Source organism: Vibrio sp. CyArs1, from assembly GCF_022432925.1.
GTDB lineage: Bacteria > Pseudomonadota > Gammaproteobacteria > Enterobacterales > Vibrionaceae > Vibrio > Vibrio mediterranei.
Map to the genome: position 1 here is coordinate 1,128,524 of NZ_JAKRBO010000001.1, position 25,779 is coordinate 1,154,302.

At 43.1% G+C, this 25,779-nt stretch carries 21 protein-coding genes and 1 tRNA gene; 11 read left to right on the plus strand and 11 right to left on the minus strand.

All coding sequences use genetic code 11. The features are described from left to right. Window positions 1–39 precede the first annotated feature (39 nt). The 3 genes from MMA19_RS05300 to MMA19_RS05310 are packed head-to-tail and all read right to left on the minus strand — an operon-like array spanning window position 40 to window position 2,281. A complete protein-coding gene (locus MMA19_RS05300; protein ID WP_240205697.1) occupies window positions 40–360 on the minus strand; it encodes a DUF202 domain-containing protein in 321 nt (106 codons plus the stop codon). Then, window positions 341–697: a DUF202 domain-containing protein gene (locus MMA19_RS05305; RefSeq protein WP_038226096.1), complete on the minus strand. Its 357-nt coding sequence runs from the start codon at window positions 695–697 to the stop codon at window positions 341–343. Before MMA19_RS05305 ends, MMA19_RS05300 begins: the two co-directional genes overlap by 20 nt. 51 nt (window positions 698–748) lie before the next feature. After that, on the minus strand, window positions 749–2,281 hold the full coding sequence (locus MMA19_RS05310) for a sulfatase-like hydrolase/transferase (RefSeq protein ID WP_240205698.1): 1,533 nt from the start codon (window positions 2,279–2,281) through the stop codon (window positions 749–751). Between the two features lie 175 nt (window positions 2,282–2,456). Between MMA19_RS05310 and MMA19_RS05315 the strand changes: the two genes are divergently transcribed. Next, window positions 2,457–3,269, plus strand: a complete 813-nt coding sequence (locus MMA19_RS05315; protein WP_038226094.1) for an AraC family transcriptional regulator — start codon at window positions 2,457–2,459, stop codon at window positions 3,267–3,269. Window positions 3,270–3,391: 122 nt separating this feature from the next. Here the strand turns inward: MMA19_RS05315 and MMA19_RS05320 are convergent, their stop codons facing one another. Together MMA19_RS05320 and MMA19_RS05325 are read right to left on the minus strand one after the other, a co-directional pair. Next, complete coding sequence (locus tag MMA19_RS05320) at window positions 3,392–5,149, minus strand: sodium/substrate symport (RefSeq protein WP_240205699.1); 1,758 nt, start codon at window positions 5,147–5,149, stop codon at window positions 3,392–3,394. Between the two features lie 10 nt (window positions 5,150–5,159). Next, window positions 5,160–6,320 carry a glycoside hydrolase family 88 protein gene (locus MMA19_RS05325; protein ID WP_038230693.1) on the minus strand — a complete coding sequence of 387 codons (1,161 nt, stop codon included), beginning with the start codon at window positions 6,318–6,320 and terminating at the stop codon, window positions 5,160–5,162. 326 nt (window positions 6,321–6,646) lie between these two features. On the opposite strand from MMA19_RS05325, the gene MMA19_RS05330 reads away from it, so the two are divergent. The 3 genes from MMA19_RS05330 (at window position 6,647) to MMA19_RS05340 (ending at window position 10,866) form a co-directional block, all read left to right on the plus strand. After that, window positions 6,647–7,897 carry a carbohydrate porin gene (locus tag MMA19_RS05330; RefSeq protein ID WP_240205700.1) on the plus strand — a complete coding sequence of 417 codons (1,251 nt, stop codon included), beginning with the start codon at window positions 6,647–6,649 and terminating at the stop codon, window positions 7,895–7,897. Between the two features lie 68 nt (window positions 7,898–7,965). Then, window positions 7,966–9,117, plus strand: a complete 1,152-nt coding sequence (locus MMA19_RS05335) for an anaerobic sulfatase maturase (RefSeq protein ID WP_240205701.1) — start codon at window positions 7,966–7,968, stop codon at window positions 9,115–9,117. Between the two features lie 12 nt (window positions 9,118–9,129). Continuing rightward, entirely contained in the window at window positions 9,130–10,866 is a 1,737-nt protein-coding gene (locus MMA19_RS05340; protein WP_240205702.1) for a DUF4955 domain-containing protein, read from the plus strand. 58 nt (window positions 10,867–10,924) lie between these two features. Here the strand turns inward: MMA19_RS05340 and MMA19_RS05345 are convergent, their stop codons facing one another. Continuing rightward, complete coding sequence (locus MMA19_RS05345) at window positions 10,925–11,311, minus strand: hypothetical protein (protein ID WP_006069353.1); 387 nt, start codon at window positions 11,309–11,311, stop codon at window positions 10,925–10,927. A 237-nt stretch (window positions 11,312–11,548) separates the two neighbouring features. Then, complete coding sequence (locus tag MMA19_RS05350) at window positions 11,549–12,208, minus strand: nitroreductase family protein (protein WP_240205703.1); 660 nt, start codon at window positions 12,206–12,208, stop codon at window positions 11,549–11,551. 311 nt (window positions 12,209–12,519) lie between these two features. Here MMA19_RS05350 and MMA19_RS05355 point away from each other — a divergent pair, with 311 nt between their 5' ends. Next, window positions 12,520–12,945 carry a universal stress protein gene (locus MMA19_RS05355; RefSeq protein ID WP_006069355.1) on the plus strand — a complete coding sequence of 142 codons (426 nt, stop codon included), beginning with the start codon at window positions 12,520–12,522 and terminating at the stop codon, window positions 12,943–12,945. Window positions 12,946–13,075: 130 nt separating this feature from the next. Further along, on the plus strand, window positions 13,076–13,672 hold the full coding sequence (locus tag MMA19_RS05360) for a TetR/AcrR family transcriptional regulator (protein WP_124941722.1): 597 nt from the start codon (window positions 13,076–13,078) through the stop codon (window positions 13,670–13,672). 92 nt (window positions 13,673–13,764) lie between these two features. Here the strand turns inward: MMA19_RS05360 and MMA19_RS05365 are convergent, their stop codons facing one another. After that, a complete protein-coding gene (locus MMA19_RS05365) occupies window positions 13,765–15,252 on the minus strand; it encodes an MDR family MFS transporter (protein WP_062458657.1) in 1,488 nt (495 codons plus the stop codon). Then, window positions 15,249–16,274, minus strand: a complete 1,026-nt coding sequence (locus MMA19_RS05370) for an HlyD family secretion protein (protein WP_006069358.1) — start codon at window positions 16,272–16,274, stop codon at window positions 15,249–15,251. Before MMA19_RS05370 ends, MMA19_RS05365 begins: the two co-directional genes overlap by 4 nt. A gap of 238 nt (window positions 16,275–16,512) precedes the next feature. Between MMA19_RS05370 and MMA19_RS05375 the strand changes: the two genes are divergently transcribed. The 4 genes from MMA19_RS05375 to MMA19_RS05390 all read left to right on the plus strand — a co-directional run bounded on the left by MMA19_RS05375 (window position 16,513) and on the right by MMA19_RS05390 (window position 24,153). Then, entirely contained in the window at window positions 16,513–17,436 is a 924-nt protein-coding gene (locus MMA19_RS05375) for a LysR family transcriptional regulator (RefSeq protein ID WP_240205704.1), read from the plus strand. Between the two features lie 213 nt (window positions 17,437–17,649). Continuing rightward, window positions 17,650–19,656, plus strand: coding sequence for a TonB-dependent receptor (locus MMA19_RS05380; protein ID WP_240205705.1), 2,007 nt, complete (start codon window positions 17,650–17,652; stop codon window positions 19,654–19,656). A 210-nt stretch (window positions 19,657–19,866) separates the two neighbouring features. Next, window positions 19,867–21,030, plus strand: coding sequence for an efflux RND transporter periplasmic adaptor subunit (locus MMA19_RS05385; protein ID WP_062458660.1), 1,164 nt, complete (start codon window positions 19,867–19,869; stop codon window positions 21,028–21,030). Window positions 21,031–21,039: 9 nt separating this feature from the next. After that, window positions 21,040–24,153: a multidrug efflux RND transporter permease subunit gene (locus MMA19_RS05390; RefSeq protein WP_240205706.1), complete on the plus strand. Its 3,114-nt coding sequence runs from the start codon at window positions 21,040–21,042 to the stop codon at window positions 24,151–24,153. 41 nt (window positions 24,154–24,194) lie between these two features. Here MMA19_RS05390 and MMA19_RS05395 read toward each other — a convergent pair whose 3' ends face one another. Both MMA19_RS05395 and MMA19_RS05400 read right to left on the minus strand, forming a co-directional pair. Further along, window positions 24,195–24,815 carry a DUF2913 family protein gene (locus tag MMA19_RS05395; protein ID WP_240205707.1) on the minus strand — a complete coding sequence of 207 codons (621 nt, stop codon included), beginning with the start codon at window positions 24,813–24,815 and terminating at the stop codon, window positions 24,195–24,197. 59 nt (window positions 24,816–24,874) lie between these two features. Further along, window positions 24,875–24,958 (minus strand) — tRNA-Leu (locus MMA19_RS05400). Window positions 24,959–25,587: 629 nt separating this feature from the next. Between MMA19_RS05400 and MMA19_RS05405 the strand changes: the two genes are divergently transcribed. After that, window positions 25,588–25,770 (plus strand): hypothetical protein, encoded by a 183-nt coding sequence (locus MMA19_RS05405; RefSeq protein WP_240205708.1) that lies wholly within the window; start codon window positions 25,588–25,590, stop codon window positions 25,768–25,770. The last annotated feature ends 9 nt before the right edge of the window (window positions 25,771–25,779 follow it).

Here is a 25,779-nt window from a genome sequence, read left to right on the forward strand (position 1 = left end):
GCAACCTTAACAAAAACCGCTCAAATCATATTTATAGCGTCATGTGCCAACGACAATGCCAACTCCATACAAAAATGCCGCCATGCCCAAAGACAAGGTAATGATCTTGTAACGTCCAGCTTTGCGCCGAATACATGTAGACGATACGAAATACAACGAATAGTAAGTAGCAATACTTAGAGCAGAAGCAAAAAACAAGGCAAAAAGCCAAGTTCCCCCCTCATAATCTAGTGCTTTCTTAAGGATAGATAGAGCGATTAAAAAGGATACAAACAGAGTTCTGAACCATGACAATGTCGTGCGTTCAACTTGTAACCCTGCGCCACTTTTTAACGTAGCTTCATTGGATGAATGAATCACTATAGATGCTACTCAGTAAAACAACGATAACTAACACCATTAAGACGGGAATGATTTTTATGGCATTTGAATAACTAAGATTCGAGTTAAGCCGCATTGCTATCTCATTTCCTCGCCAATTAGAGTAAGCAAAGATCGAGCAGATGATTGATACAGCAAGCAGTGCGATACAAATCAATGGCTTATAAAACTCATCGTTGAGACTATTAGCCAACTGGTCAACGGCTATAGCGGCTGTAAAAAAACCTAACGCTGTACGAATCCACGCTAAAAAGGTTCTTTCATTTGCCAAAGTAAATCTATAGTCAGGGTCATTACCCTGCTTTCTCCAAGACATAATAAGCCCCCTAAAAAGCGGGAATGAACCCGCTTGATAGTTACTTTAATTCTAGACTGGTTTAAGCATTTGCATATCTTCCGAGCTCACTGGAAGATAGCGTGCATTGTGTAAACGATAGGATGACCAATATCCCATCCAGCGAGGATCAGATAAAAGCAAATCTTTCGCTTGCGCGACAATAGACTCTTTATGAATTAGATAATCACTCGAGTCCAATAGGTTTGTTTGATCATCACGATCTAGATGGTGCAGTTCTTCGAAACCTGTAGTGGCATTGTAGCCATAGAAGTATTTCTTATCCTCAATATCCACCTGAAAGCCAAATCCATAATTACAGCCAACATGAACTCCAGTCTGATAAACTTGCGTCAGAGGCCGACGCTCTTCTCCTTGAATCACTTTGGATAGGTTATCACCTTCCATCTGCGGTGGTATTTCAATACCCGCAAAACCTAGAATGGTTGGTGCTATATCAATCGCTGAAACAGCAACCTTACTCACGGTTTCAACAACTCTTTCGCTCTTAGGTGGCTTAATCATTAATGGAATACGAAAGATGTCGGGTTGGAAATAGGAACCTTTATCCGCCATAGCCATACGACCATTCATATCACCATGATCGGCGGAAAACACTATCGCCGTATCGTCCCACAATCCTTCCTGCTTTAAAAACTGAATCAAATGACCGATTGCATGATCAACCACTTCAACTTGGAGCAAGTGACAAGCAATGTAATCAGAGACCATATCTTCGTCATACATACCCCAATACTGTTGATAGAGTGCATATATCGGGTTGTCAGGCTCTACTAGATCAAAACTATCAGGAAGCGTAATGGCTTCTTTTATCTCCTGATAACGTTGCTCTAAACCACTAGGGACAGAGTAGGGTTGATGAGGGTCAAAAAACTCTAACTGACTAAAAATAGGTTTATTTGGAGCTTGGATTCGCGACGCTTTTATTTGGTCAATAGCCAACTTTGCAAGAAAAACCGAGTAATGTGCATCTAACGGGAAATCTGAGCCATCTTGTTGTTCAATCCAACCACCAAAAGAGTTCGCGGGGGACATCTTATCTATTTGTAAACCTCTAAGCTCTTTTCGATATTGTGGAAGTTGAACCCCTTGTGCGGCAAGATAAGTAAGGTAACGATCATCATCTTCTACGGGTGGCCCCCATCGATCCCAGGCATGGACGTTTTCACCAAAAGTACGCACGAATTTTTCAACGCCAACATGGCACTTACCGGAGTGCTTAAGCGAATACCCGATCCGCTTCAAATAGTCTTGGAAAATAATATCATCCAACTCCAAATCTACTTTCATCCCTACAGGTGTTCTTTCACCATTAGATAAGTACGGCGGATGCATTCCTGTAAAAATCGCAGCCCGCGCTGGTCCACACAACGGGCTAGGAGTGAATGCCGAACTGAAAGCAGTACCTCCGTCAGCAATGGCATTGATATTTGGAGTCTTAATTACCTTGGATAGAGGACGGTCTGGGTGATAACAGTCCGCTGAAATCATATCCACGGTAATGAAAATTATGTTCGGCTTTTTCTGTTCATTTCTATAGAACATGCCTTTTCTTTCTTTTGGGTTTAAGAAGTCAGAAATCATCGAGGCCTCAAATATTTACAAAAGTGATAGAGCTCTACTATTCGCGCCTTATCACAGACTACTGATTCCTAAAATTAGAGGAAGTTGCTACTATAAACCATAGTAAAAATCCCTCTTGAATGTAAAAAACGAAACTATGAAAAATCAACCATTGCTCATCGAACAATCGGCTGACTCTTGCGGTATCACCTTACGCTCAATGTGGGATGTGCAAGCCGATGCTAACTACCATATCAAATGGCCTAGAGACCGTGTACTGCCTATGCTCCCTAATGCAATCGTTGCCGTTTACACCATTCAAGGAAGTGGTTGCATTCAGCTAATTAGTGGGAAAGTTCTTACGGTATCTGCTCCAAGTGTGACATTCATAGACAGTCGAAATATAGATAGCTACTGGACAAATGGAATCGTCTGGAATCTCAATTGGTTTGAGTTTTTGATGCAAGGAGTTACCCCTATTCCATTTGAAGAGCCGATTCCGTTAAAAAACGACGCATACCCAGAAATTTTGAGCGAAGTGAAACTACTGATTGCTTCAAAGTCACCAATCAAACTTAATGCAGCTGTCGCGGGATTTGGATTTGTGTTTTACAAGTGGTTAACCCTAATCGACCAATCAAAGCGCATGAGTAGTCAGGAGAAAACTGTTACCGATATCGTCGCTAAAATGAGTGAAAATATCGGACAGAACATTTCGATAAAACAATTCGCTCAAGAGTCGGGCTATACTGAGCAGTATTTAAGAAAACTCTTTTTGAAATATCTGAGCGTTACCCCCAAACAGTATTACTTAAAACTAAAATTGGATGCCAGTATGATGATGCTCAAGCGCCAAGGCACCAATGTAAAGAGAGTAGCCTTTGAGTTAGGTTTCAACGATAGCTTTCACTTTAGCAGAGCATTCAAAAAAGAATTTGGCGTCTGTCCATCAAGTGTTAATGAAACCTAGGTGTTAGCCATTGCCTAAAACGAAAAATCGTTACATTGCGACTAATTAATCAAAAAAGCCGCAAACATATCTATGTTTGCGGCTTTCTATTTAGTTTGTAGAATAGCGAATTATCTCTATTACTATTTTGCTACACTCACAACTTGAGGCTTGTTAGCTAAGCTTTGCGAATATATCAATGCGCCAACAGCAACAATAAACAATCCACACACTAAGAAATAATATGAGTGTTCATTTGGTACTAAGAAAAAGGCAGAAATTACACCACCAAAAATCAGTGTTAATCGGCCTAAAATACGGCTCTGCATAATATCTGATTCTTCCATACCCACAGGTGAAACAATTGGCGTCTTTTGATTAATAAAGAACTGCTCTACCGCTTGTTTACGTTCTCCAACTGGTGCTTTGTAGAACAAACCTGTACAGAAGAAGAAACCCACCGTGATAACTAAATGCATAAACTGAGTGATAACTACGCCTAAGTCACCCAACTCTCGACCTGTCAACGATACACCAATTGTCTCAGACACCCATTGTGCATTGAAAACGTTGTTACTGATCAGGCTCACTACAAACCCGAAGCAAACTGTCGCCCAACCTGCCCAGTCAGGTACTCGCTTAATGAACATGCCTAAAGTTTGTGGAATCATCATAGGAATGTTCACCAACCCTGCAAAAATAATCATCATCGAGAATAAACTGATGCCACGTAATTCATTTAAAAATAGAGCAAAACCAATTACGATTAATCCCATGACACCGGTTGCAATGCGACTAGCTCTGAGCTCTTCAACTTCAGTCGCATCTTTGTTAATCATCGGCTTATAGATAGATTTCACAAATGATGCGGCAACAAAGTTAATTCTTGAGTCTAAAGTAGACATTGTCGCAGCAAACATTGCTGACACCACTAAACCAACCATCCCAGCAGGAAGTAACATTTGAACAGCAGAAAGATATGCAGCCTGGTTCGCTTTCCCACCTAATTGCGGATACAAAGAAGTAAGATCGATACCGGCACTTGCAGACCACATTGGAGGTATGAACCACATGATACTACCAAATGCGAATAGTAATGCTGTAAGGTAGGCTGCTTTGCGAGCTTGAGCGGAGTCCTTAACACACAAGAATCGAACCGATTGACCAATATTATTCATATCGATAACACGTTGGATGAAAATCGCGCCAATCCACAACAAGAATATCTCTTGGTAATGAATGCCGTTACCCGTCCATAACGTGGTGCCTTGCCAATGGTCAGTAATTTCCGTGATGCTATCTACATTGTTCATTACCGCTATAAAAGTCACGACACTGATTGCAACGATCAATAGTGCTTGAAGGAAGTCACTAGATACAACCGCCCATGCGCCACCAGTGATGGTCATAAACACGACAGCCGCTCCAGTAATAACAATTGCTAGTTGAATGTTGATGCCAATAACTGCTGAGATAAAGATAGATACCGCATAAAGCGTGATGGCACCGCCCATAAGACCAGTAATCATATAGATAAAGGTGTAAAAGCGCTCCGTTTTAGCTCCATAACGTTGACGAATCGCCTCCATCGGGGTGATAACATTTAACTGCCTGAATCTGGGTGCAAAAATACGCGCGCACACCAAATAACCAACTATGTTAAATATAAAAATCCAAACGACTGCAAAGCCATCAATATAAGCTTTACCTGCTGCGCCCGTGAAGGTCCATGCACTAAACGTTGTCATAAACGCACTAGACCCGGCCATCCACCAAACCATCTTACCGCCCCCACGGAAGTAGTCGCTGGTATTTGCCACTTGCTTTCGGAATACAAACCCGAGTAACACCATAAATAAGAAATAAAAAACTATTGCACTTATATCGTATCCTGAAATCATTATTGTATCCTTACCAGAAGTAGCGTTGATGCCCACAAATTCGCATCAGGGCTTCGAGATAATAGTAATCACCATAAGGCAACATATTGTTTGCCATATCTTTAGCGACGAAAGAAGCACCTTGAGACAGCAAACCATGAGCCGATTCATCTGCTGTTAAATCACATTGTTCAATGAGGCCTTGTACTAGGTGCATACCCCATTGCTCATAGAAATCCTTTTCTTGCTCGTCTTCACATAAGCTTGCAATCAAGAGAAACCCTGCAGCAGTTATTGCACCTGCTGAGCTGTCTTTGTACGGATGCTCATCGGAAGGTAATCGATAATCCCATACCGGAACCGCATCATCTTGCAAATATGGCATGACAAATTGCGCCAGTTTTTTGGCTAAATCTAAGAAGGATTTATCGCCTGTATATAAATAGGTTTGTGCAAACCCATGAATGGCCCAAGACTGTCCTCTCGCCCAACAAGAATCATCCGCATATCCTTGAAAAGTCTCACCTTTGATGGGCTTTTGTGTAAGAGGGTCAAAGTTAAAAGTATGAAAAGTCGAATAGTCATCACGAACAATATGTTTAGCCATCGTTCTCGAGTGATTGATCGCAGCATCTCGCAATACGTCGCTTTTCGTTTGATTGGCGGCCCAGAAAAGTAATGCGGTGTTTTGTAACGAATCAATGATCGTTTTGCCTTGTGTTTTCTCAGGCCCAAGCACATGAGTTTCATTCCAAGCTACGATATATTGACCTAGTCGACGGTATCGCTGATAGAGACTATGCGCAGCCTCAATAGCCATTGATTTATACTCTTCATCTTCAGTGAGGACGTATCCAGCCACACAGCTGAGTGAATATTGAAAGCCGAGATCATGGTCATGCCAATTGGGGTTTACTAAAAGCTCTTTAAAGTACGGTTTGCGCATATGAGCGCTATTTTTGAAGGTACTATCGCCCGTAATTTGATAGCAAAGCCAAAGTTGCCCTGTCCAAAAAGAGGAAACCCAGTCAGACGGACCGCAGTATTTCCACGTGCCATCTTCATTACCTATCTTGGGATTGTTAATGCCTATTCTGGATATATTACGCTTCACGGAGGACATTGCTGCTTGCAGCTGTCCATTAAAATCATTTCTTTTATACCTTTGTGTAGGATATGCGTGTTCTATCATTGCCACTCTTTCCAGGTTGCTTGTTTTATTCATAGAATTGATATTTACAGCCAGTGTATTAAGAGTGGTAATGAACATTCAATGTTAAAAACAATCTAAAAATGAAAAAAAAGAAACTACTTCGGTAATTTTCCTTATTTGGTTTTTATTTTGTGAAAAACGTCACAAAGCCATTAATTGAGAGAGATCACGCTTATAAAACAATATCACCAATAGTTTCGTTTTATTCATTCATCATTAAATTTCTTCATTCTAATAAAAAAAACAATCCCTTAATTTCTAAAAAAGACATCTTTATCAACAAAAAATAAAACAAGGGAATTACCGTGAAGTATTTGAAGATTAACACCCCACTTTTGGTGTCCTCACTCACACTTATATTCAGCCACAATAGCTTGGCCCAAGACGTAGACTTTTCTAGTTACTTTCGCGCAGGTGCAGGATCCAGCTCTAGCAGTGGTGCAATGGTTTCATATAACAAACAGAAAGTTGGGCGTTTAGGTAACGAGGATGATATTTACCTTGGTCTCGGCCTTGGCACGCAGTTAATGAAGAGCGAGCAACACGATGTGTATTTCCAAACTCGTATGGTCTACAAATCTGATGGTGCAAATGACTGGGAATCAATTAACGACTCAGACACTGACATTATGTTTAAAGAGGTCAATGTCGCAGTTAAAGGACTCATTACGGCGTTACCCGATACCACCGTATGGGCAGGTAAACGCTACAACCAACGCCACGACAACCATATTATCGACACTTATTACTGGAACGTTTCTGGTACGGGCGGCGGCATTGATTATATCCCCTTGGGGGATGGATTATTGTCTGTTTCTGCTATTCGTTCTGACCGTAAAAGCCAAAATTTCGATGATCCAGGTACCGTCAACAACAAACTGAACGTCAACATTCTTGATGCTCGTTATAAAGGTATCAATCTTTGGGATATGGCCGAGCTCGAAGTTGGCCTTGATTATGGCATGCCAAACGAATCTGACGAGTTCACTTTACAGACCCAGAACGGTTTGATGGCCACAGGCTTGATGACCAGTGGAGGTAAATGGGGGAAAAACAATACGGTATTCCAATACGGTACTAATGGCTTTTCCAAAGCACTATTCAACGATCACGCCGGTAAAAACTACTATGCTGAAGTTCAAAAAGACGCATCGGCTTATCGTGTCATGAACTACGGTCTGCTAAACATTAGCGACAGTGTCGTCATTGCCCACTCACTCTACTACACCTCTTCAATCAATGATATTGAACGAGACCAAACCACAACTCAAAAGACGTTCTCCGCTGTTGCTCGCCCAGAATACCGTTGGGATGATTTTAACAAAACCATAATGGAAATTGGTTATTTCGATGCAACAACCGCGCAAGGTGAAGACCAAGCAGGTAGTAAAATTACCTTAGCTCAAGCTTGGGCACCGTCAAAGAGCTTTTGGGCTCGCCCTGAGCTTCGTGTGTTCGCCACTTATTTCCACGATTATGAGAACCAAAATGCCTTTGGCACTGGTAATGACACTGAGTTCCAAGTCGGCATTCAGGTTGAAGGATGGTTTAAATAACCTTCAGCGCCAGCTGTTACGAGCTGGCGCTATCCACATTGCTATTTATAGACGTTAGAGGCTACTTCATGCAATCTCCCCATTCTTTTCACGTTATGGCTAAACCAACCGGATCACTGTGCAATATTCAATGTGATTACTGTTATTTCTTGGATAGAGAAAAAGAACTCACGCAGCCGTCTTCGAAACTGATGTCTGATGAAACATTGGAGCGTTATATCCAGTCTTACATAGAAGCGCAGCCAAATGATCAAGTGGTATTTAGTTGGCAAGGTGGAGAGCCGACATTGTTGGGGTTAGCCTATTTCGAAAAAATAATTACATTACAAAAGCGCCATAATCCTTTAGGAAAAACCATCCATAACGACTTACAAACAAACGGAATCCTACTCAATAAGCAGTGGTGTAAATTCCTTAAAACTCATCGTTTTTTTGTCGGGTTAAGTATTGATGGCCCAAGCGTTATTCATGACTACTACCGTCACAGTCGAGGTGGGCGCCCAACTTTGGAAAAAGTAAAAACAGCCGCTCAGTTATTGCATAAGTACAACATTCCTTTCGCTACACTCACATGCGTCACAAGTCACAGCGCCTGCCATGCCATAGATATTTATCAATTTCTTCGTGATGAGATTAAGTCACGACAAATGCAGTTCATCCCTATAGTTGACCCAGAAGAAATCGAACAAAGCCGTCAATATATCATCACAACAAAACCAACCTACTCTATCACTCCATCATCTTGGGGCACTTTTATGAAAGAGATATTTGATGAGTGGTACAGTCGAGATATTGGTCGTATTTATGTGCCATTTTTTGAGGATTGCATGGCTGTTTTGCTCGGACAACCTAGCTCTTCTTGTATTACAAGTGCAGAGTGTGGCCGAGCGTTGGCTATCATGCAAGATGGTTCGGTGTATAGCTGCGATCATTACATCCAAACCAAACACCAACTTGGCAGTATCAAGCAGCTTTCTCTGGCAGAGATGGCAAGCTCAGCACGCCAAGTAGAGTTCGGAAAATCCAAGAAAAGCACTCTCCCACCAGCTTGCAAACAGTGTCCATACCTTCGTTATTGCAATGGCGGCTGCCCGAAAGATCGCATTGCACCTTCACAAGATGAATCTCCACAAAACTACCTTTGCTCCGGTTTGCATGCTTTCTACAACCATGCCATTCCACAACTAAAACAGCTGGCGACAAAGCTGTATAACCATTAATAAGGGATCATTATGAAACAAAAGGTTATATTACTTTCTTCAATGTTATTACTCGCTGCATGTAAGGATTTAAACAGTCCATATTGGATTGATTTTGTTGCTAGTCGGGATAACGAGACTGGTTTACTAGACACATCAAACACTCTGGCTCCAGAGCGTGTTTTGAATGACTACTCGTATGCTGGGTACTTACGAAGTGATACTCCTCTTCCCACGCAAACACCAACGCTTAGTAATTCAATCTACAAGGTGACAAACGTTCAAAATTACGGTGCAAACCCTAATGACGGAGTGAGTGATAAGCAAGCCATAAAAAACGCCATCGCGGCTATCAAAGAAAGTCGTCAACTTGCAGCAGGTTCATCCGAAACCATCGACGTTCTCTATTTCCCTAGCGGTACTTACATTATTAATGATGCTACTGATGATGCGTCAATTGATCCGGAGAGTCTTGATGACATCAAGAATAAACAACCTATTTTTATCGACCTTGATCGGATCGTCATTTTGGGAGACGGTGTAGGTATAACGACCCTAAAAATGGAAACTAACCTAAAGCCAGAGAATCCATCGAAAAAATGGACCACTCCTCATATGCTTCAAGTGGGAGCACGCAGCTCAGATATCTATAGCAGCGCGGACGTAGTGCTTACATCCACTATCCCAGGCGGTTCAACCAACTCACTTACCGTAGATAATGCACAAGACTTTATGGTAGGAGATAGTGTTGAGCTAAAGAGTCTCATAAAGCGCAGTAATGCGATTGAAAGTGCTATTAGTCCATACCTTATAGAGTACAAAGCTTCTTCTCCTGCTACACCAGTATGGAGTAACCTGCTAAAAGGCTTAGACAAACGCGAGAAACACACAATTCGCAACATTGACGGAAATACACTTCACTTTTGGACACCTGTAGCACACTCTCTCAAGCCCCAAGATAGCTGGCAAGTTAACAAAATTACTTCGTATTCCAACATAGGTATCGAGAATCTGACTATCTCCGGTAATTGGCAAGGTAACTTTGTACACCATCATGATGCACTTCATGACAGTGGCTACAGTCTTTTATCATTACGACAAGCTCACGATAGTTGGATTCGGAATGTAGAGCTCCGAGACTTCAACCAAGGTGGAGTACTCTGGAACACGTATAATGTGACAGCTAATAACATCACCCTATCTGGCACACCAGGGCATTTAGCCTTCACTATTATGTATGGCAACAATAATCTCATTGACGGAATGACGGATAACTCAAACGCTTGGCACGCTCCTGGCGTTTCAAAGTATTCGATTTCCAATGTTTATAAAGACAGTCATTATGGACCGAGCTCTTCAATCGACTTGCACGGCGAACAGTCCATGCATAATCTATTTGATAACATGAATGGAGGCTGGATATATGGACGTTGGGGAGCAAGTTCAGGCAACCAGCCTAATCACCTTCATGGTCTAACGTTTTGGAATCCTGTTAATACCGCACAAGACAGTGCAGACTTTATGTTCATGAAAGACGACGGCATCTATGGCCGCGTTATAATGCCTTATATTATTGGAATGACAGGTAATGAATTTTCTGTCGCACCTAGATCAAAGTACATCAACACCATGATCGAGAAAGGCACAGCAGCATACACTGATGTTCCCGAAGATACGGAAAAGCAAGCCTACATCGAATCACTAGGTACGGCAGTTAAACCCACATCACTTTTCGAAGCACAATGGCAACTGCGTCATAAGCAGCCATAAGGTTTTGCGAGTAAAACACGGGAAGAGGCCACTAGACTGTTGGCCTCATTTTATTGAACTAGAAATACACCCTAAAACCCGCTCTGGCCTCAAGCTCTATATCAAATTGATCCAAATAGATCGCCGGGGTCACGTCCACATAAAACCCCACAGGCTTCACTCTAAATTCCGCTCCAATTCCCGGTGTAAAGGCGATATAACGACTATTGCGATTCACATAGTGCCCACCTGCGAAAAAATAAATCGGCGTATTCTGTATGCCAAAAACTTTGTTGACACCAAAGCCCATTTTATCGTCGAGGCTGACGTTAAAACGTAAATCATTATGTTTAACATCGAGTCCCCAATAAGGGTCGCCGACGAATAAACCAATACCGGTGTCTGCTTTAGCCATTGATACCGAAAATAGTGTAATGACTAAGAGTAGTCTGATACGTTTTTTCATTACTGTTCCACTGCTTGTAAAAGCCGCCAAAGTAAGTCAGTAATTTCAATATATTGTTAGCGGTCTATGGGCTTGACCTATGTTTCACAGTGCTGAATAACACTTGAGCAGAATTGACGCAGGCGTAACGCGGTAGAAATAGTTGCTCACATTTAGAATGTAAAACAAGAAAGTAGAAGGTAGGGTGCAACGAAAAACGACCGCCATAGGACGGTCGTTTGGAAACACTATATTATCTTAAAGTACCGTAATGATGTCTTCTTGAGCTAAGCGCGCCTTTGGTAAGCCGTAGTTGTAGTCTTCACCATCTTTGTGGTAACCAAGAGCTAAAGCAAAGTCACATACATAACCGCCCAATTCATCTTTAAAGATGTCACCGATCAATGCGGAATCGACACCTTCCATCGGAGTAGACGCAATCCCCATGCGCGCTAGAGTGTGTAAAAGGTTGCCCAGTGCAATATACGTTTGTGCTTTGGTCCACTGGCCGTTGTAACCATTTTCATCGGTATTCAGCTCCGCAAAGCCAAACGCGCCATTCAACATTTGGTCAAACATTTCTGCAGGCAGGTGACCGGAAGTAACCTCTACATCCACCACTTTCTTATAGTCGTCTTTGGTGAAGTGTGGGTTATGCGCAAACAGAATCGTATGTGACGCTTCTTTGGCATGCGGTTGATTGAACTGATGCATGTTGACGAACGTATCGTGAAATCGCTGCTTAGCTTCATCACTTTCAATCACAATAAACTTCCAAGGCTGTGAGTTAATTGAAGATGCAGAAAGGCGAATCGCTTCTTTAATGACTTCCATATCTTCCGCAGAAATACGTTTAGCTGCGTCGTATTTTTTAGCTGTATAGCGGTTGTTTAGGTCTTTTATGATTTGATGAGTCACTGTGCTCTCTCCACTTATAGAATCTCTAATAGCTTGGGGGAATTATGCTTTTTCGGTGAGTTTCAGTACCGTAAGCCGCTACTCTAACCCTTAAGCCAAGCTTGTTGATGAGGTGTAGGTTAGGCGTATTGAAGGCGAAGAAAAAGAACCAAACGATCCAGACATTATGGATAATTAATTCCACAATGCTAAAACGGTCAAGATTCAAACTTGCTCTGCTTATTTTCTCTTCAATCCGCGATCTCATCGACAACATTTTGAATAACATAGAACTATGATAGTAATAAGACTTACAACGTGAGGGCATGGTTATGAAGTACAAACATATACTAGTAGCAGTAGAGCTTTCCAAAGAGAGCCACGTGTTAATAGATAGAGCCGTTTTTCTATCCGAGCTTCTGGATGCTGATGTGTCATTGATACACGTTGATGGCACCCATGGAGAGATTTATCCTGAACTAGTTGATATCAGACTCAACCCAGATCAGCGACCACTTCATTTAGAAACCATGGACCAACTGCATGAGTTTGCCGAGTACGCCAAATGTCCGGTTAAGCACTTCATTGTGGGTACTGGTGACTTGGGAGATAAGCTAAAGAGCGCCATTGCCGAGCATGGTTTTGATCTCATTATTTGTGGCCATCATCATGATTTTTGGAGCAAAATTGTTTCTAGCTCTCGACAACTTATTAATACGTCACCAGTGGATGTTCTTGTTGTGCCACTTGAAGAATAAAGTTAGATTCAAGGGCATACACACCTAGCTAGGCTGCTCATATGCAGCCTTTATTTTGCCTGCTTTCTTAATTTCTTCTCTGCCTGCTATACTGTTGAACAGTCGTTCAACAGTATAGATTTCTTCCGTTATGGCCAAACCAGCAAAATTTAATCGTAGTGAAGTTATCCATAAAGCCATGTTGCTTTATTGGGAAAAAGGATTCCACGCCACATCAATGCGTTGCCTGCAAGATGCTATCGATATGCGCCCAGGAAGTATTTATGCAGAGTTTGGTAGCAAGGAAGGCTTGTTTAAAGCAGCGATTGAGCATTATTCGACTCAGGGACAGGCTCGTTTAGACGATCTCGTAAAGCAGTTTTCTTCACCTCTTCAAGGACTTAAGGCTTTTATCTTACAGTCTGTGCAGCCTTGTAGTGTGGATAACCCTAACGCTATGTGTATGTTGGCTAAAACCGTCGCAGAACTTACCGAAGAAAATGAAGAGTTATTAGAGCTTGCGCGTTACTCACTTAGAAAAAATGAAGCCAAGTTTGCTGAAATTATTGCCGAAGCCCAATCCCTCGGAGAGGTCAATCAAGAACTCTCTCCTATGCGACTAGCGCAGCACCTTCAGATTCAGATTATGGGAATAAAGACCTATATTCACGCCACCGACTGTTCGCAGGCTCAAACTAGAGCCTTGGTTGAAGAGCTCTTATCCGGATACATGTTTAGAGTTAAGTAACAACCACCTTAACCCATCAACCTACGTGTGGTTGATGGGTATGTTTTATCCTCTTACTCAAAGATGACACCCATTATTCTGTTAACGGTGCACTATTTAGAACGGATGAAAATCAGCATCGGCATCATAATTACAAACATTACTCCAACTAATTGGAACGTATGAACGTACGCAACCATCTGAGATTGTTCGTGCAACATCATTTGATACTGTTGCAACGCCAGTGGGTCGGTCATTGATAAGCCTTGCGATGCCGCCCAGTTTTGCAGTGCAGGATTATAGGTATTAAAACCTTCGCTTAGCGCATGCCATTGCTGCTGGCTATCACGGTACTGGTAAGTGGTGGCAATTGAGATACCAAATGAGCTACCGATAGTTCGGAACAAGTTAAAGATACTAGCGCCCGCTACCGACTCTTCTCTTGGTAATGTCAGATACGCCAAAGACGATAACGTTGAGAAGGTCAAACCTAAGCCTAAGCCTTGAATAATACTTGGCGTTACGATCCAAAAAGTATCAATCTCCATCGAATACAGAGTCATGAGATACGAACCGATACCAATGCAGGTCAATCCAAATACTATCTTGAGTCGCGGATCAAACTGAGGATTCAGCCGAATCACCAGAATCAGCATACAAGCCGAGGCAAGACCTCTTGGAGCCATGAGCATTCCCGTTGTTGCAACCGGATAGTCCAGCAAGCTTTCTAAGAACATTGGCTGCTGAGTAGTCAAGCCAAACATGGCCATGGAGACGACTGCCATCATCAGCGACGACACCATCAAGTTCTTATCTCGCAACAGCCAAAGAGGTGCAATGGGACTCTTAGTTTTCCAACTGCGATACGCCCACATAATCAAACCTATCACAGACAGAACAATTGCGGTTTGAATGATTCGGGAGTCTAACCAGTCTTCGTCATTACCTTTATCGAGGACAAACTGCAGCGCACCTACACCCAGTGCCATAAATCCAATGATCCACCAATCAAAGTTGGGTTTAGATTTATTCGATAGGTGGATGTATTTATAGATAAGCGCGGTACAAACCAAACCAAAAGGCAAATTCACATAGAAGATCCAACGCCAGTTGAGGTTATCCGTAATAACACCGCCAACAACTGGGCCTAAGATAGGCCCAAGTAGGATACCAATTGAAAAAATGGCCATGGCTTTACCTTTCTGCTCAGATGGATAAATCTGAACCAAGGTAGATTGAGCCAAAGGAATAACCGAAGCACCGAACGCGCCTTGAATAATCCGGAATAGTACCATCTCTTCCAAGGAACTAGCTTGGCCACACAGTGCACTCGCGATAACGAAACCGATAACAGCAACGAGCATCACTTTACGCTCGCCAAATCGCGACACCCAGAAGCTGGTCATAGGGATAAAAATAGCTTCCGCCATACTGTATCCCGTTAACACCCAGGTAATTTGGTCCGCCGTTGCCCCCAAAGCTCCCATCATATGTGACAGTGACACATTCGCCACTGTCATATCGATTAAAACCATGATGGCAGACAACATGACCGCTACGGTAGCGATACCTCGTTTATCAGCGGTGATTTGGTTGGTCATTTCGAGTCACTTTTCAGATCGACAGTCACCTCAACACTTGCACCTACACGAAGTTGAGGCGAGTTTTCTGGCACCTCCAATTTAAGTCGCACAGGGAAGCGTTGTTTAATTTTTACCCAATTACCTGTCGCATTTTCAGGGGGCATAAGAGAAAACGAGGTACCGCTGGCTGGCGATAAACTTTCTATCGTCGCGTTCCATACCAAATCAGGATACATGTCGATCTTGATCTCAGCCTTCTGACCTGGTTTAAGATGAGTGAGATCTGTCTCCTTGAAGTTAGCTCGGACCCAGTAGCTGTTGTCAATGATCACTGGAAACAGCGTTTGACCAACAGAAACAACCGTTCCTACGTGCGCACTAACTTCTCCTGATAGTCCATCTACTGGCGAGGTAATATCGGTATAACTGAGGTTGAGTTCAGCCTGAGCAAGCTGCGCTGCCGCTTGTTGGACGATAGCAGCTTCCAGTCCTTGCTCACCTCGATTCGCAATAGCTTTCTCAACATTTGCTCTTGCTTGCTCCAGGCTTGCCTGAGCATTAGCTAATTTATTCTTAGCAGTATCTAAGTCTTGTGGAGACGCCAATTTTCGAGTGACCAATGAATCAGTACGCTTGTATTCGATCTGCGCTTCGCTCAAGTTTGCTCGCGCTGCATCCAGTCCAGCAACCGCTTCCGTCACTTGTTTGTCAGCGACATCGTGCTGCTGTACCGCTAACTGATATGCTGCTTTTGCCTGCTTCACTGCAAGTAAGTATGGTCGTTGGTCAATTCTAAGCAGCAAGTCGCCTTTGTTGATGCGCTGGAAATCCGCAACTTCAACAGAGACAACCTGTCCTTGAACCTGAGGAGCAACAGAGAGGATCTTCGCTCTAACATAAGCATCCTCGGTACTAGGATGACTGTCTGCATAGATCCATGACCAATACAGAGCACCAAATACTGCTGCACAAACAAGTAGAAAGAGAATTTTTGTCAAGCTAGAACGGGATGATTTTTTCTGATCGGAGTTATCACTCATTTACATAACCTACCTTTATATTTATGTGATCAGTGTAGGATTTTTTTATCACCAAACAATATTATGAGTTGAAACTTTATTAACCACTTTTACAGATTGAAAAATTCACTGAACAGTGTGCAATTGATATTAATCAAAATAGCTTATATCGATGATATTTTATAGGATTTAGTTGCTACGTTCGTATAAGTAGTGCTACTGTTTTTTCAGTTTTTTACCGTACCAGTACCTATCTTAAATGAATCTTAGCCAGCTAGATTTAAGTAATCTTCTGATATTAAAACACTTATTAGAGAAGAAGCATGTTTCTAATACCGCGTTGACACTAAATATCAGTCAACCGACCGTCAGTCGCGCTCTTCAAAAAGGCCGTGATTTATTTAAAGACGAACTTTTGGTTCGCACTACTCACGGTTATGAATTGACTCCCAAAGGCGAACTAATTCGACAAGACATAGGCTCTATTCTGGCTATGTTGGACAATCTAGTTGATGGTTCTGAATTTAACCCAAGCGAATCACGCAAGACCATCAAGTTTTTCGGTTTAGTCCCTCAGGTGAATTGGCTATTGCCTCCCGTATTCAAGCACCTTAGAGAACACGCGCCCAATATGGTCCTCGATATTGATACTGTCCCTCAAAAGCATTTCGATAAATTAATTGCGGGCGAAGTACACTTCTCTATCTCGAGCCAAACGCCGCCAGCAGCCGATCAAAACCTGTATCGAATGCTCATCGCCACTCGTGATTTTCGCCTGCTTATGAACAAAGACCACCCTTTGGCTCAGCAACCCTTAACTCCTGATAATTTAAAAGATTGTCACTTTGGGCAAATATCGCTCCATGGCGACCGAGCTCTCTCTATCCAAAGTCGTTTTAACGACATCGGTTTGTCCACCAATGACCGACCGCTCTCTACACCATTAAGATTAAGTAACTTCAATGCTGCGCCAAAAATGGCTGAAATGTCAGACGTAATTTTCCACCTCCCTACGCCGTTTGCAGAGGATGCCGCACGCAGTCATAACGTGGTGACGAGAGAAGTACCTGAGGAATTACGCTCACCTTACAGTGACATTTATTTGTATTGGCATAAACGCTACCACAATGACCCCATGTGCCAATGGGTTAGAGAAATATTCAAAACGCTCTATCCAAAATAATTTTTGTTACGCAAAATCATTGAAAAAACAGCCAATTTTCACAGCAAATTCACCTTAGCTACACCTCATTTACCTCCATGCTATTTGTGAATAGTGATTATGCAATATCCGGATGCTAGTTATATTGAGCCAACTTATGGATTGATATCTAATGACAATAGTTATCATTAGCAATACCTTTCCCATAAAAATACTCCAACTATTAGGTTTAATATGACCCGCATAACACATGCAATTACGCCCTTAGCAGTGGCGATTTCGACAATCCTTTCTTACCCAGTAATCGCCCAAACAGACTCTGAAAGTCATTCGGATACGCGTATCGACGAACAGATGGTTATTACTGCCACGCATACTGAAGTATCGACAACGAAAGCACCGGCTTCAATCTCAGTCATCACCGAAGAAGATATCCTATCCGAACCAGGTCTAGCACTGAATGACTTAGTCAAAAACATTGCTGGTGTTGAAAGTCAAATGGACGGAGGTAGAGCTGGACGTGAAATGATTTCTATTCGAGGCATGGATGCTGGGTTCACTATGATTCTAGTAAACGGTCGTAAACTCAGCTCTTCGAACGCAGTCTTCCGTGGCAATGACTTTGATCTTGCAGCGGTTCCTAAAGAGAGTATTCAGCGCATTGAGATCATTCGTGGTCCAATGTCCGCGCTTTATGGTTCAGAGGCGCTAGGAGGCGTAATCAACGTTATCACCAAGAAGCCAACCAATGAATGGCAATCTCAAGTCAGTGGTGATTATGGATATCGCGACGACGATGGTGGTTCTGAATACACCGCAGGATTTAATACATCTGGCGCGTTACTAGAAGATGAACTGTTTTTATCACTTTCTATGAATAAGTCTTCTCGTGATCCGTGGCACGCCTTTTCTGGTCAGGGGGTTAGCGATAATGGAAATGTCTATGACCGTTCTCAAGCAACCACTTTAGAACAGCGAGACACCCTTACAGCAAGTGGTAGTCTCCAGTGGTATATCAACAACGAGCACGATCTCGCGTTTGACTTTAGCTACGCTGACGACCAGCGTGATGGCGTGATTGAGTCAACCAATGGTCTAACAGACTCTGAGTCTAAAGTCGTTCGTAATACTCAAGCTTTGACCTACAACGGCACCTATGATTGGGGTGATGCGTTACTGCGATATAATCGTGATGCATTTGAAACCAAAGACAATTTTAATGACAGAAATGCCGACCTAGGTTTGTATGATGTAAATGAAGTCAATCATACTGTTGACGGACACGGTACTACAATCGTAGGCAATCACACATTGACGTTTGGTGGAGAGTGGAAATACACCGAACTAAAAAACCCAGACAGCCTGACTCAAACAGGCAAAGCAACGGTTAACCAGCAAGCACTATTTATCCAGGATCAATGGGCATTAAGCCAGAAAAATACGCTAACCTACGGTACGCGTGTTGATATGCATGAAAGTTTTGGTACTCACTGGAGTCCGCGAGCCTACCTCGTTCATTCTGCAACGGATCAATGGGCGATCAAAGGTGGTGTAGGTACCGCATTTAAAGCCCCCTCTTTAACTCAGTTATCCTCTGAGAACATCGTTAACAGCTGTAAGGGTAACTGCCTACTCGTCGGTAACCCTGACCTGCAGCCTGAAACAAGTCTTAACTATGAGCTCTCTACAAGCTATGTCGATACTTATTGGTCGATGGAAGCTGGATTATTTAGAAATGAAGTTTCCAATCTAATTGACCGCGACCTCGATAATCCAGTTGATAATGTAGGTGGTCGAGATGTCTATACCTACAAGAATATTGATGAAGCGATTATTCAGGGCGCTGAGTTCAGCGGTGAGTACGATATTTTGGCAAATCTTCGTCTGAACGGCACTTACACCTACCTTACTACGGAAGACAAAACCACAGGTGAAGAATTAGAGAACCGCCCAAATCACATGGCAATGGCAAGGTTGGTTTGGGAACCTGTCGATTCAATCAGCACATTCGCTCGCGTTAACTACACAAGTAAAACTTTGCTCTCGGTTGACGATAACGTATACCGCCCATCTTACGTGACCGCCGACCTTGGTATGAACTACTTCGTTAACAACGACTGGCGACTAAGAGCTGGCGTTAAGAATGTCACCAATGAACAATTCGACGATTACGATGTGACACGCCGTGGCTATGTAGTCACACCACGTAATTGGTACGTCGGAACAACGCTAAACTTCTGATTACATCAAAACCACTCTCACGCCAACCTTCACTTAGGTTGGCGTTTTTTCGCCTGTAAAAACACCTTACTACCAACAAATTCCGTTCATACTACTTAACCTATTAATTCAATTCATTAATTTTCCCAAATGCTTCACAGACATTCGCCATTTATGGTCTAAACTCAAACAATAAACATATTATATAATTATCAGAAACAAGGATTGTCTATGTCTTACTTTCCCAAAGCAGATGGTGTCATCGCTAAAGGACTCATCGTTGCGCTACCTATTCTCCTCCTTTCAGGTTGCGAAAAAACTGTCAAAGCCCCTCCTGTAGTCAAGCCCAGTGTAAAAGTTCTCGAAGTGACCATGAAAGAAATCACACCAAGTGAGGAGTTCGTAGGTCGCACTGAGGCAACTCAAGACATCGAACTTAAAGCAAAGGTAAGAGGCAACTTACTAAAAGCCTATTTTGAAGAAGGCAGTATGGTTGAAGAAGGACAATTGTTGTTTGAGATTGACCCTGAACAATATGAAGCCGCCCTCAAGTCCTCCAAAGCACTTGTGGCTCAATCACGTGCTGCCTATGACACGGCAGTTCGTAACTTTAAACGTGGCGAAGGACTGATTAAAGACAAGTACATTAGCCAAGCGGATTACGACAACCTATTATCCGCCAAACTGCAGAATGCAGCAGCACTACAAAGTGCTAATGCTGAGTTAGACAATGCCAAACTTGAACTGGGTTACACCAAAATTCATGCGCCATTTGCAGGAAGAATTGGCCGTGCAGAAGTGTTTTCAGGTGATTTGATCATTCCTGAACAAACCGAAATGGTGAACTTGGTACAAATGGAACCGATTTGGGTCAACTTCCAGTTACCAGAAAAAGTCATTATCAACGCTCAAAAAGCAGCTCGTGACGCTCAAAATCAATACAAAATCGAAGACCTACCAGTAAAACTGCGATTCCCTGACGGGTCGATGTTCGAAGAAACAGGCATGATAGATTTCATCGATAACCGTGTTGACGCCACTACCGGTACTCTAGCTGTCCGTGCTGAGTTTGCCAATACAGAACACCTAATTGTGCCCGGACTTTACGTGACGGCAATAATCGAAGCTCCACGAGTTCAAGAAGTTATGCTCATCCCCCAACGCGCAGTGCAAGAAGATCAGCAAGGTCGTTATGTATTAACCGTTAATAAGGAAAATGTCGTCAAGCGTAAAAACGTCACTTTGGGTAAACGATATGGTGTTGACTGGGAGCTAGAAGAAGGCTTAGAGAAAGGTGAACTGGTCATAACTGAAGGGTTACAAAAAGCCCGTGTAGGCGCTGAAGTCGAGTACGAAATGGATACCGTACAGCCTTTCGATGAAAACGACTCTTAAGGACAAGTTATGATTAGTAAGTTTTTTATACATAGGCCGAAGTTTGCCTTCGTTATCTCTATAGTCCTGACTTTGTCCGGTCTGTTGTCGATTCCTGCTCTGCCCGTGGCAGAATTCCCTAACATCTCCCCTCCGATGGTCTCCGTGACTACATCCTATCCGGGTGCGAGTGCTGAGGTTGTTGCCGACACCGTTTCTAAGGTTATCGAGGCCGAAGTCAACGGGGTGGAAAACATGATTTACATGGAGTCCAAGGGCGCAAACGATGGTAGCTACTCGCTCAATGTTACCTTTGAGGTGGGAACCAATGTCGATATGGCACAGGTTAACGTCCAAAACCGGGTACAACAAGCCATGCCTAGGCTTCCCCAAGAAGTTCAACGAAACGGGGTAAAAGTTGAGAAACAAGACCCAAACATCTTAATGATGCTTAACTTGGTATCACCAGATGGAAGTCTAGATAACCTATTTTTAAACAACTACATGGGCATCAATATTAAGGATAACCTTGCTCGTGTTAACGGTGTCTCTAAAGTAAGCATTATCGGTGGTATGGATTACTCCATGCGGATCTGGCTCAACCCCGATCGCATGGCAAGTTTAGGTGTTACCGTAGAAGAGGCCATTGCCTCAATTCAAGAGCAGAATATCCAAGTTGCGGCGGGACGTATTGGCGCAGCACCAGTACCTCGAGATCAACAATTTCAGTACACCCTCTCCACCAAAGGTCGCTTGAGCCACCCAGAAGAGTTTGAACAAATCATCATCCGTTCGAACCCAGATGGTAGCGCAGTTTATATGAGTGATATTGCGCGTATTGAGCTTGGTGCTGCAAGTTACGATGCGGAAGCGATGCTGGATAACAAACCATCTGCACTACTTTTCATTTACCAATCAAGTGGCGCAAATGCACTCGAAGTAGCGAAAGGTGTCCACGAAGAATTATCCCGTCTTCGCGAGCAATTTCCTGAAGATATGGACTACAAAGTTCTCTACGACACCACTCAGTTCGTAGAAACGTCCATCGATGAAATGATTGAAACACTGTTGATTGCCGTAGCACTGGTTATCTTCGTTGTGTATATATTCTTGCAGGATGTTCGACAAACGTTAGTTCCTGCTATCGCCATTCCGGTGTCTTTAGTTGGTACATTTGCATTCCTACTGGCAACAGGCATGAGCATCAATACCGTGTCGCTCTTCGCCTTGATCCTCGCGATCGGTATCGTAGTAGATGATGCTATCGTTGTTGTAGAAAACACCACTCGTTTAATGGAGGAAGAAGGGCTCAACGCCGTCGATGCCACAACCAAATCCATGCAGGAGGTAACGGGGCCCGTTATCGCTACAACTCTGGTGCTACTCGCGGTATTCGCGCCAACGGCAGTTATGCCCGGTATAACTGGGCAAATGTACGCGCAGTTCTCTATCACCATCTGTATTTCGGTTCTAATTTCCTCGGTGAACGCATTAACACTCAGCCCTGCGTTATGTGCTTCACTACTTAAGCCACCAAAAACGCATGAAAAAGGGTTCCATGCCAAATTCAACGTATTGTTTGAGAAGGCAACCGGAAAGTACACCAACTTTGTTTCGGGAATGGTGCGTAAACTAATGCTCGTTGGCGTCGTCTATGTCGCCTTGATCGGTGCAACGGGCTATCTGGCTACTTCGCTCCCTACCGGGTTTGTCCCTACGGAAGATAAAAAAGCATTCTTCGTCGATGTGCAATTACCTAATGGCTCTTCCATCAACCGTACCAAAGAAGTTATGACTCAAATGGTAGACGAACTAAACCAAATGGATGGCGTAACCAATGTGATTTCAGCAAGTGGTTATTCGATTATTTCTGGCGCGGTATCGTCTAATGCAGGCTTGATGGTTGTCATTCTTTCTCACTGGGATGAGCGACAAGATCCGTCCTTGGTAGAATCGCAGATCGTACGACGAGCTAACGCCGCACTATCGCAATACAGTGAAGCGACGGCGGCTGGTTTCTCCCTACCAGCGTTACCGGGTGTAGGTACGGTTTCCGGTGTAGAGTTCTATATCCAAGATACCCTGGGCAGAACGCCAGCCGAGCTCGCAGGTGTCATGCGAGCAATGTCCATCCAAGCAACTTCTGAGCCTGAGCTAACAACGGCGTTTAGTACGTTCCAGGCTGACGTACCACAACTATTCGTCGACGTAGATAGAAACAAAGCCAAAGTACAAGGTGTTGAACTAAGCAGTATTTTCACCACATTACAAACCATGCTTGGTTCAATGTATGTAAACGACTTCAACCGGTTTGGTAAGGTTTTCCGTGTGAACATGCAAGCGGAAACCGAATTTCGCGATTCAGACCGAGACATCGCTCGTTTCTACATCCGAAACAAATACGATGTTATGGTGCCACTTAATACCTTGGTTAACGTAGAGCCTAAGCTAGGTCCTGAATACATCAACCAATTCAACTTATATAGCGCGGTTAAAGTCAACGCATTCCCAGCACCAGGCTACAGTTCAGGACAGGCGATTGATGCTGTGAAGCGAATCGCAGATACGACTTTCCCGAACGGCTATACCTATGAATGGTCAGGGCAAACTTACCAAGAGTTGAAAGCAGGTAACTTAGCGCCATTCATCTTTACCTTGGCACTTATCTTTACCTATCTATTCTTAGTTGCACAGTATGAAAGCTGGACGATTCCAGTGTCGGTTATGCTCGCTGTTCCTGTCGCTATTCTAGGGGCATTTATCTACATTTGGATAATGGGGTCTGACGTTAACTTATACACCCAAATCGGCTTGGTACTGCTAATCGGTCTTGCCTGTAAGAACGCGATTCTGATTGTAGAGTTCGCCAAACAGCTCAGGGAAAGCGGTATGAGTATCACGGAATCAGCCATAAAGGCCGCGCGACTGCGTTTCCGGGCGGTCTTGATGACAGCCTTCTCGTTCATCTTGGGGGTAATCCCACTGGTCATCGCAACCGGTGCAGGTGCTGCAAGTCGCGTCTCATTGGGTTATGCGGTGATGGGCGGTATGATTGCGGCCACTATTGTAGGTACCTGTCTTGTTCCAGTGTTCTACGTGATGTTGCAATCACTTCGAGAGAAAGTAAAAGGACGTAGCTCTTAACGCACTCCAACAAAAAAAGCCTGATTTATCAGGCTTTTTTGTTATTTCTTAAACAGAGACTGCGACTTATCAAGTTCGAGTGTAATTCTCACAAAGTTGTCGTCTTCGTATTGTATCTGGTAGCTAAAGATATCATTGGCATATATCGTTTTTAGGAACAGGTGCTTTTCACGTACCGTCCCTCTAAATAAAATCGATATTCCTGATAACAATTGGTTACGTGTACCGAAATGTGCGTTTAGGTCCGTTGATAGCACGCACAGCAAACAACCATTCTCATCATGGTTGAGATCCACTTTCTCAGGACTCGATAACAGTACTGTGGTACCCAGTTTCTTTTCCAACTCACGAATTAATAAGAGATAGCTATCTAAGTGTGGCTGCGAAACGTCAGGCTTAGCTTCAACTCCTCGCAATAAAACATCTTCTAAATCTACTTGCGATTTCTTTGCTTGCAAGCTCATGGCTTTTAATTGCTTTCTAATCGCTTTGTATTTATTGCTTTTTAGTTTCGGCTTTAGCCATCGAACCAGTAACTCGTTCTTCTTGGCAAGATCGAATAATTGGGATTTGGACTCTAACTTCTTGAATTCTAGATGTAACAAGGCGTGCAAAGACACCTCGGTCAATAACTGAATTGATACCGAGTTAGACGTACTCATTTGCTTTGAACTGGATCCTTTGTTCTGCATTGTAGTCTGTTGGTATTAAAGAAAGGGAATGGTGCCGAGAGAGGGACTCGAACCCTCACACCAAAGGCACTAGCACCTCATGCTAGCGTGTCTACCAATTTCACCATCTCGGCATCGATAAATGCATCACTAAATCGCATCTATTTATCACCGCTATTTTAGTGGATTCCGAAATGTTAACTGACGATTTTTTACTTGTATAGCGTTTCAATAGATAAAATCAATAAAACCAGTTCGTTTGATGAACAAATAATCACATTGGCGATTTCACATCCACTCATTTTAAGTATACGAACCTAAACACCCACGCTTGGGTACGTGATTAATACGAATCAAAAGCTCAATACATTAATGAAAATGATATCTGAATTATAGTTCACTTAGTGTATTGGTGTGATCAAGCCAGATAATATATCCCCTTACATATTCAAGCTGAACGCTTACATCAACGCATATTGACGGAGTATAAGGCCTATCTGCACAAGGTTTGCCTGCACTAACAAATCGATATGAAATACCAATCGCGATTCAGCCTATGAAAGAACGAATCATAAAAGTCAGACGCTCAACATAACTGGCAGCCCGTACGGCAATAATTAAGAGCGCAGAATAGCACTCATAGATCTCGCGTCGTACAGTCCTTATTACAAAAAAGCGATAGGTTCGAGCCATAACATTGCTCCAGCACCTAAATTAATTTTAATCCAACAACGCTAAGGATAGCCTGATACAAGGCAATGACATGTTCAGACTATTGAAACACTCATTACTGGTTACCAGCGCCGTCCCAACGCTGGTCTTTGCAGGTGAACGCCGACCATCCGATAGGCTTAAACTTGGTCCTCAGGAAGCTCCTTTACCTCCGCAGTACCTACCTGAAGTCATATCACTATGTCGCAAAGCCGAACGAGTAATCAAATCATGAAAAACAAGT

Bases quoted from the DNA above. Each gene is read 5' to 3' on its own strand.
- MMA19_RS05360 (WP_124941722.1), top strand. From the start codon at position 13,076: ATGGCCAAACCAGCAAAATTTAATCGTAGTGAAGTTATCCATAAAGCC.
- MMA19_RS05315 (WP_038226094.1), top strand. From the start codon at position 2,457: ATGAAAAATCAACCATTGCTCATCGAACAATCGGCTGACTCTTGCGGT.
- MMA19_RS05395 (WP_240205707.1), bottom strand. From the start codon at position 24,815: ATGAGTACGTCTAACTCGGTATCAATTCAGTTATTGACCGAGGTGTCT.
- MMA19_RS05355 (WP_006069355.1), top strand. From the start codon at position 12,520: ATGAAGTACAAACATATACTAGTAGCAGTAGAGCTTTCCAAAGAGAGC.
- MMA19_RS05310 (WP_240205698.1), bottom strand. From the start codon at position 2,281: ATGTTCTATAGAAATGAACAGAAAAAGCCGAACATAATTTTCATTACC.
- MMA19_RS05385 (WP_062458660.1), top strand. From the start codon at position 19,867: ATGTCTTACTTTCCCAAAGCAGATGGTGTCATCGCTAAAGGACTCATC.
- MMA19_RS05380 (WP_240205705.1), top strand. From the start codon at position 17,650: ATGACCCGCATAACACATGCAATTACGCCCTTAGCAGTGGCGATTTCG.
- MMA19_RS05305 (WP_038226096.1), bottom strand. From the start codon at position 697: ATGTCTTGGAGAAAGCAGGGTAATGACCCTGACTATAGATTTACTTTG.
- MMA19_RS05340 (WP_240205702.1), top strand. From the start codon at position 9,130: ATGAAACAAAAGGTTATATTACTTTCTTCAATGTTATTACTCGCTGCA.
- MMA19_RS05375 (WP_240205704.1), top strand. From the start codon at position 16,513: ATGAATCTTAGCCAGCTAGATTTAAGTAATCTTCTGATATTAAAACAC.
- MMA19_RS05325 (WP_038230693.1), bottom strand. From the start codon at position 6,320: ATGATAGAACACGCATATCCTACACAAAGGTATAAAAGAAATGATTTT.
- MMA19_RS05370 (WP_006069358.1), bottom strand. From the start codon at position 16,274: ATGAGTGATAACTCCGATCAGAAAAAATCATCCCGTTCTAGCTTGACA.
- MMA19_RS05335 (WP_240205701.1), top strand. From the start codon at position 7,966: ATGCAATCTCCCCATTCTTTTCACGTTATGGCTAAACCAACCGGATCA.
- MMA19_RS05345 (WP_006069353.1), bottom strand. From the start codon at position 11,311: ATGAAAAAACGTATCAGACTACTCTTAGTCATTACACTATTTTCGGTA.
- MMA19_RS05390 (WP_240205706.1), top strand. From the start codon at position 21,040: ATGATTAGTAAGTTTTTTATACATAGGCCGAAGTTTGCCTTCGTTATC.
- MMA19_RS05405 (WP_240205708.1), top strand. From the start codon at position 25,588: ATGTTCAGACTATTGAAACACTCATTACTGGTTACCAGCGCCGTCCCA.
- MMA19_RS05320 (WP_240205699.1), bottom strand. From the start codon at position 5,149: ATGATTTCAGGATACGATATAAGTGCAATAGTTTTTTATTTCTTATTT.
- MMA19_RS05365 (WP_062458657.1), bottom strand. From the start codon at position 15,252: ATGACCAACCAAATCACCGCTGATAAACGAGGTATCGCTACCGTAGCG.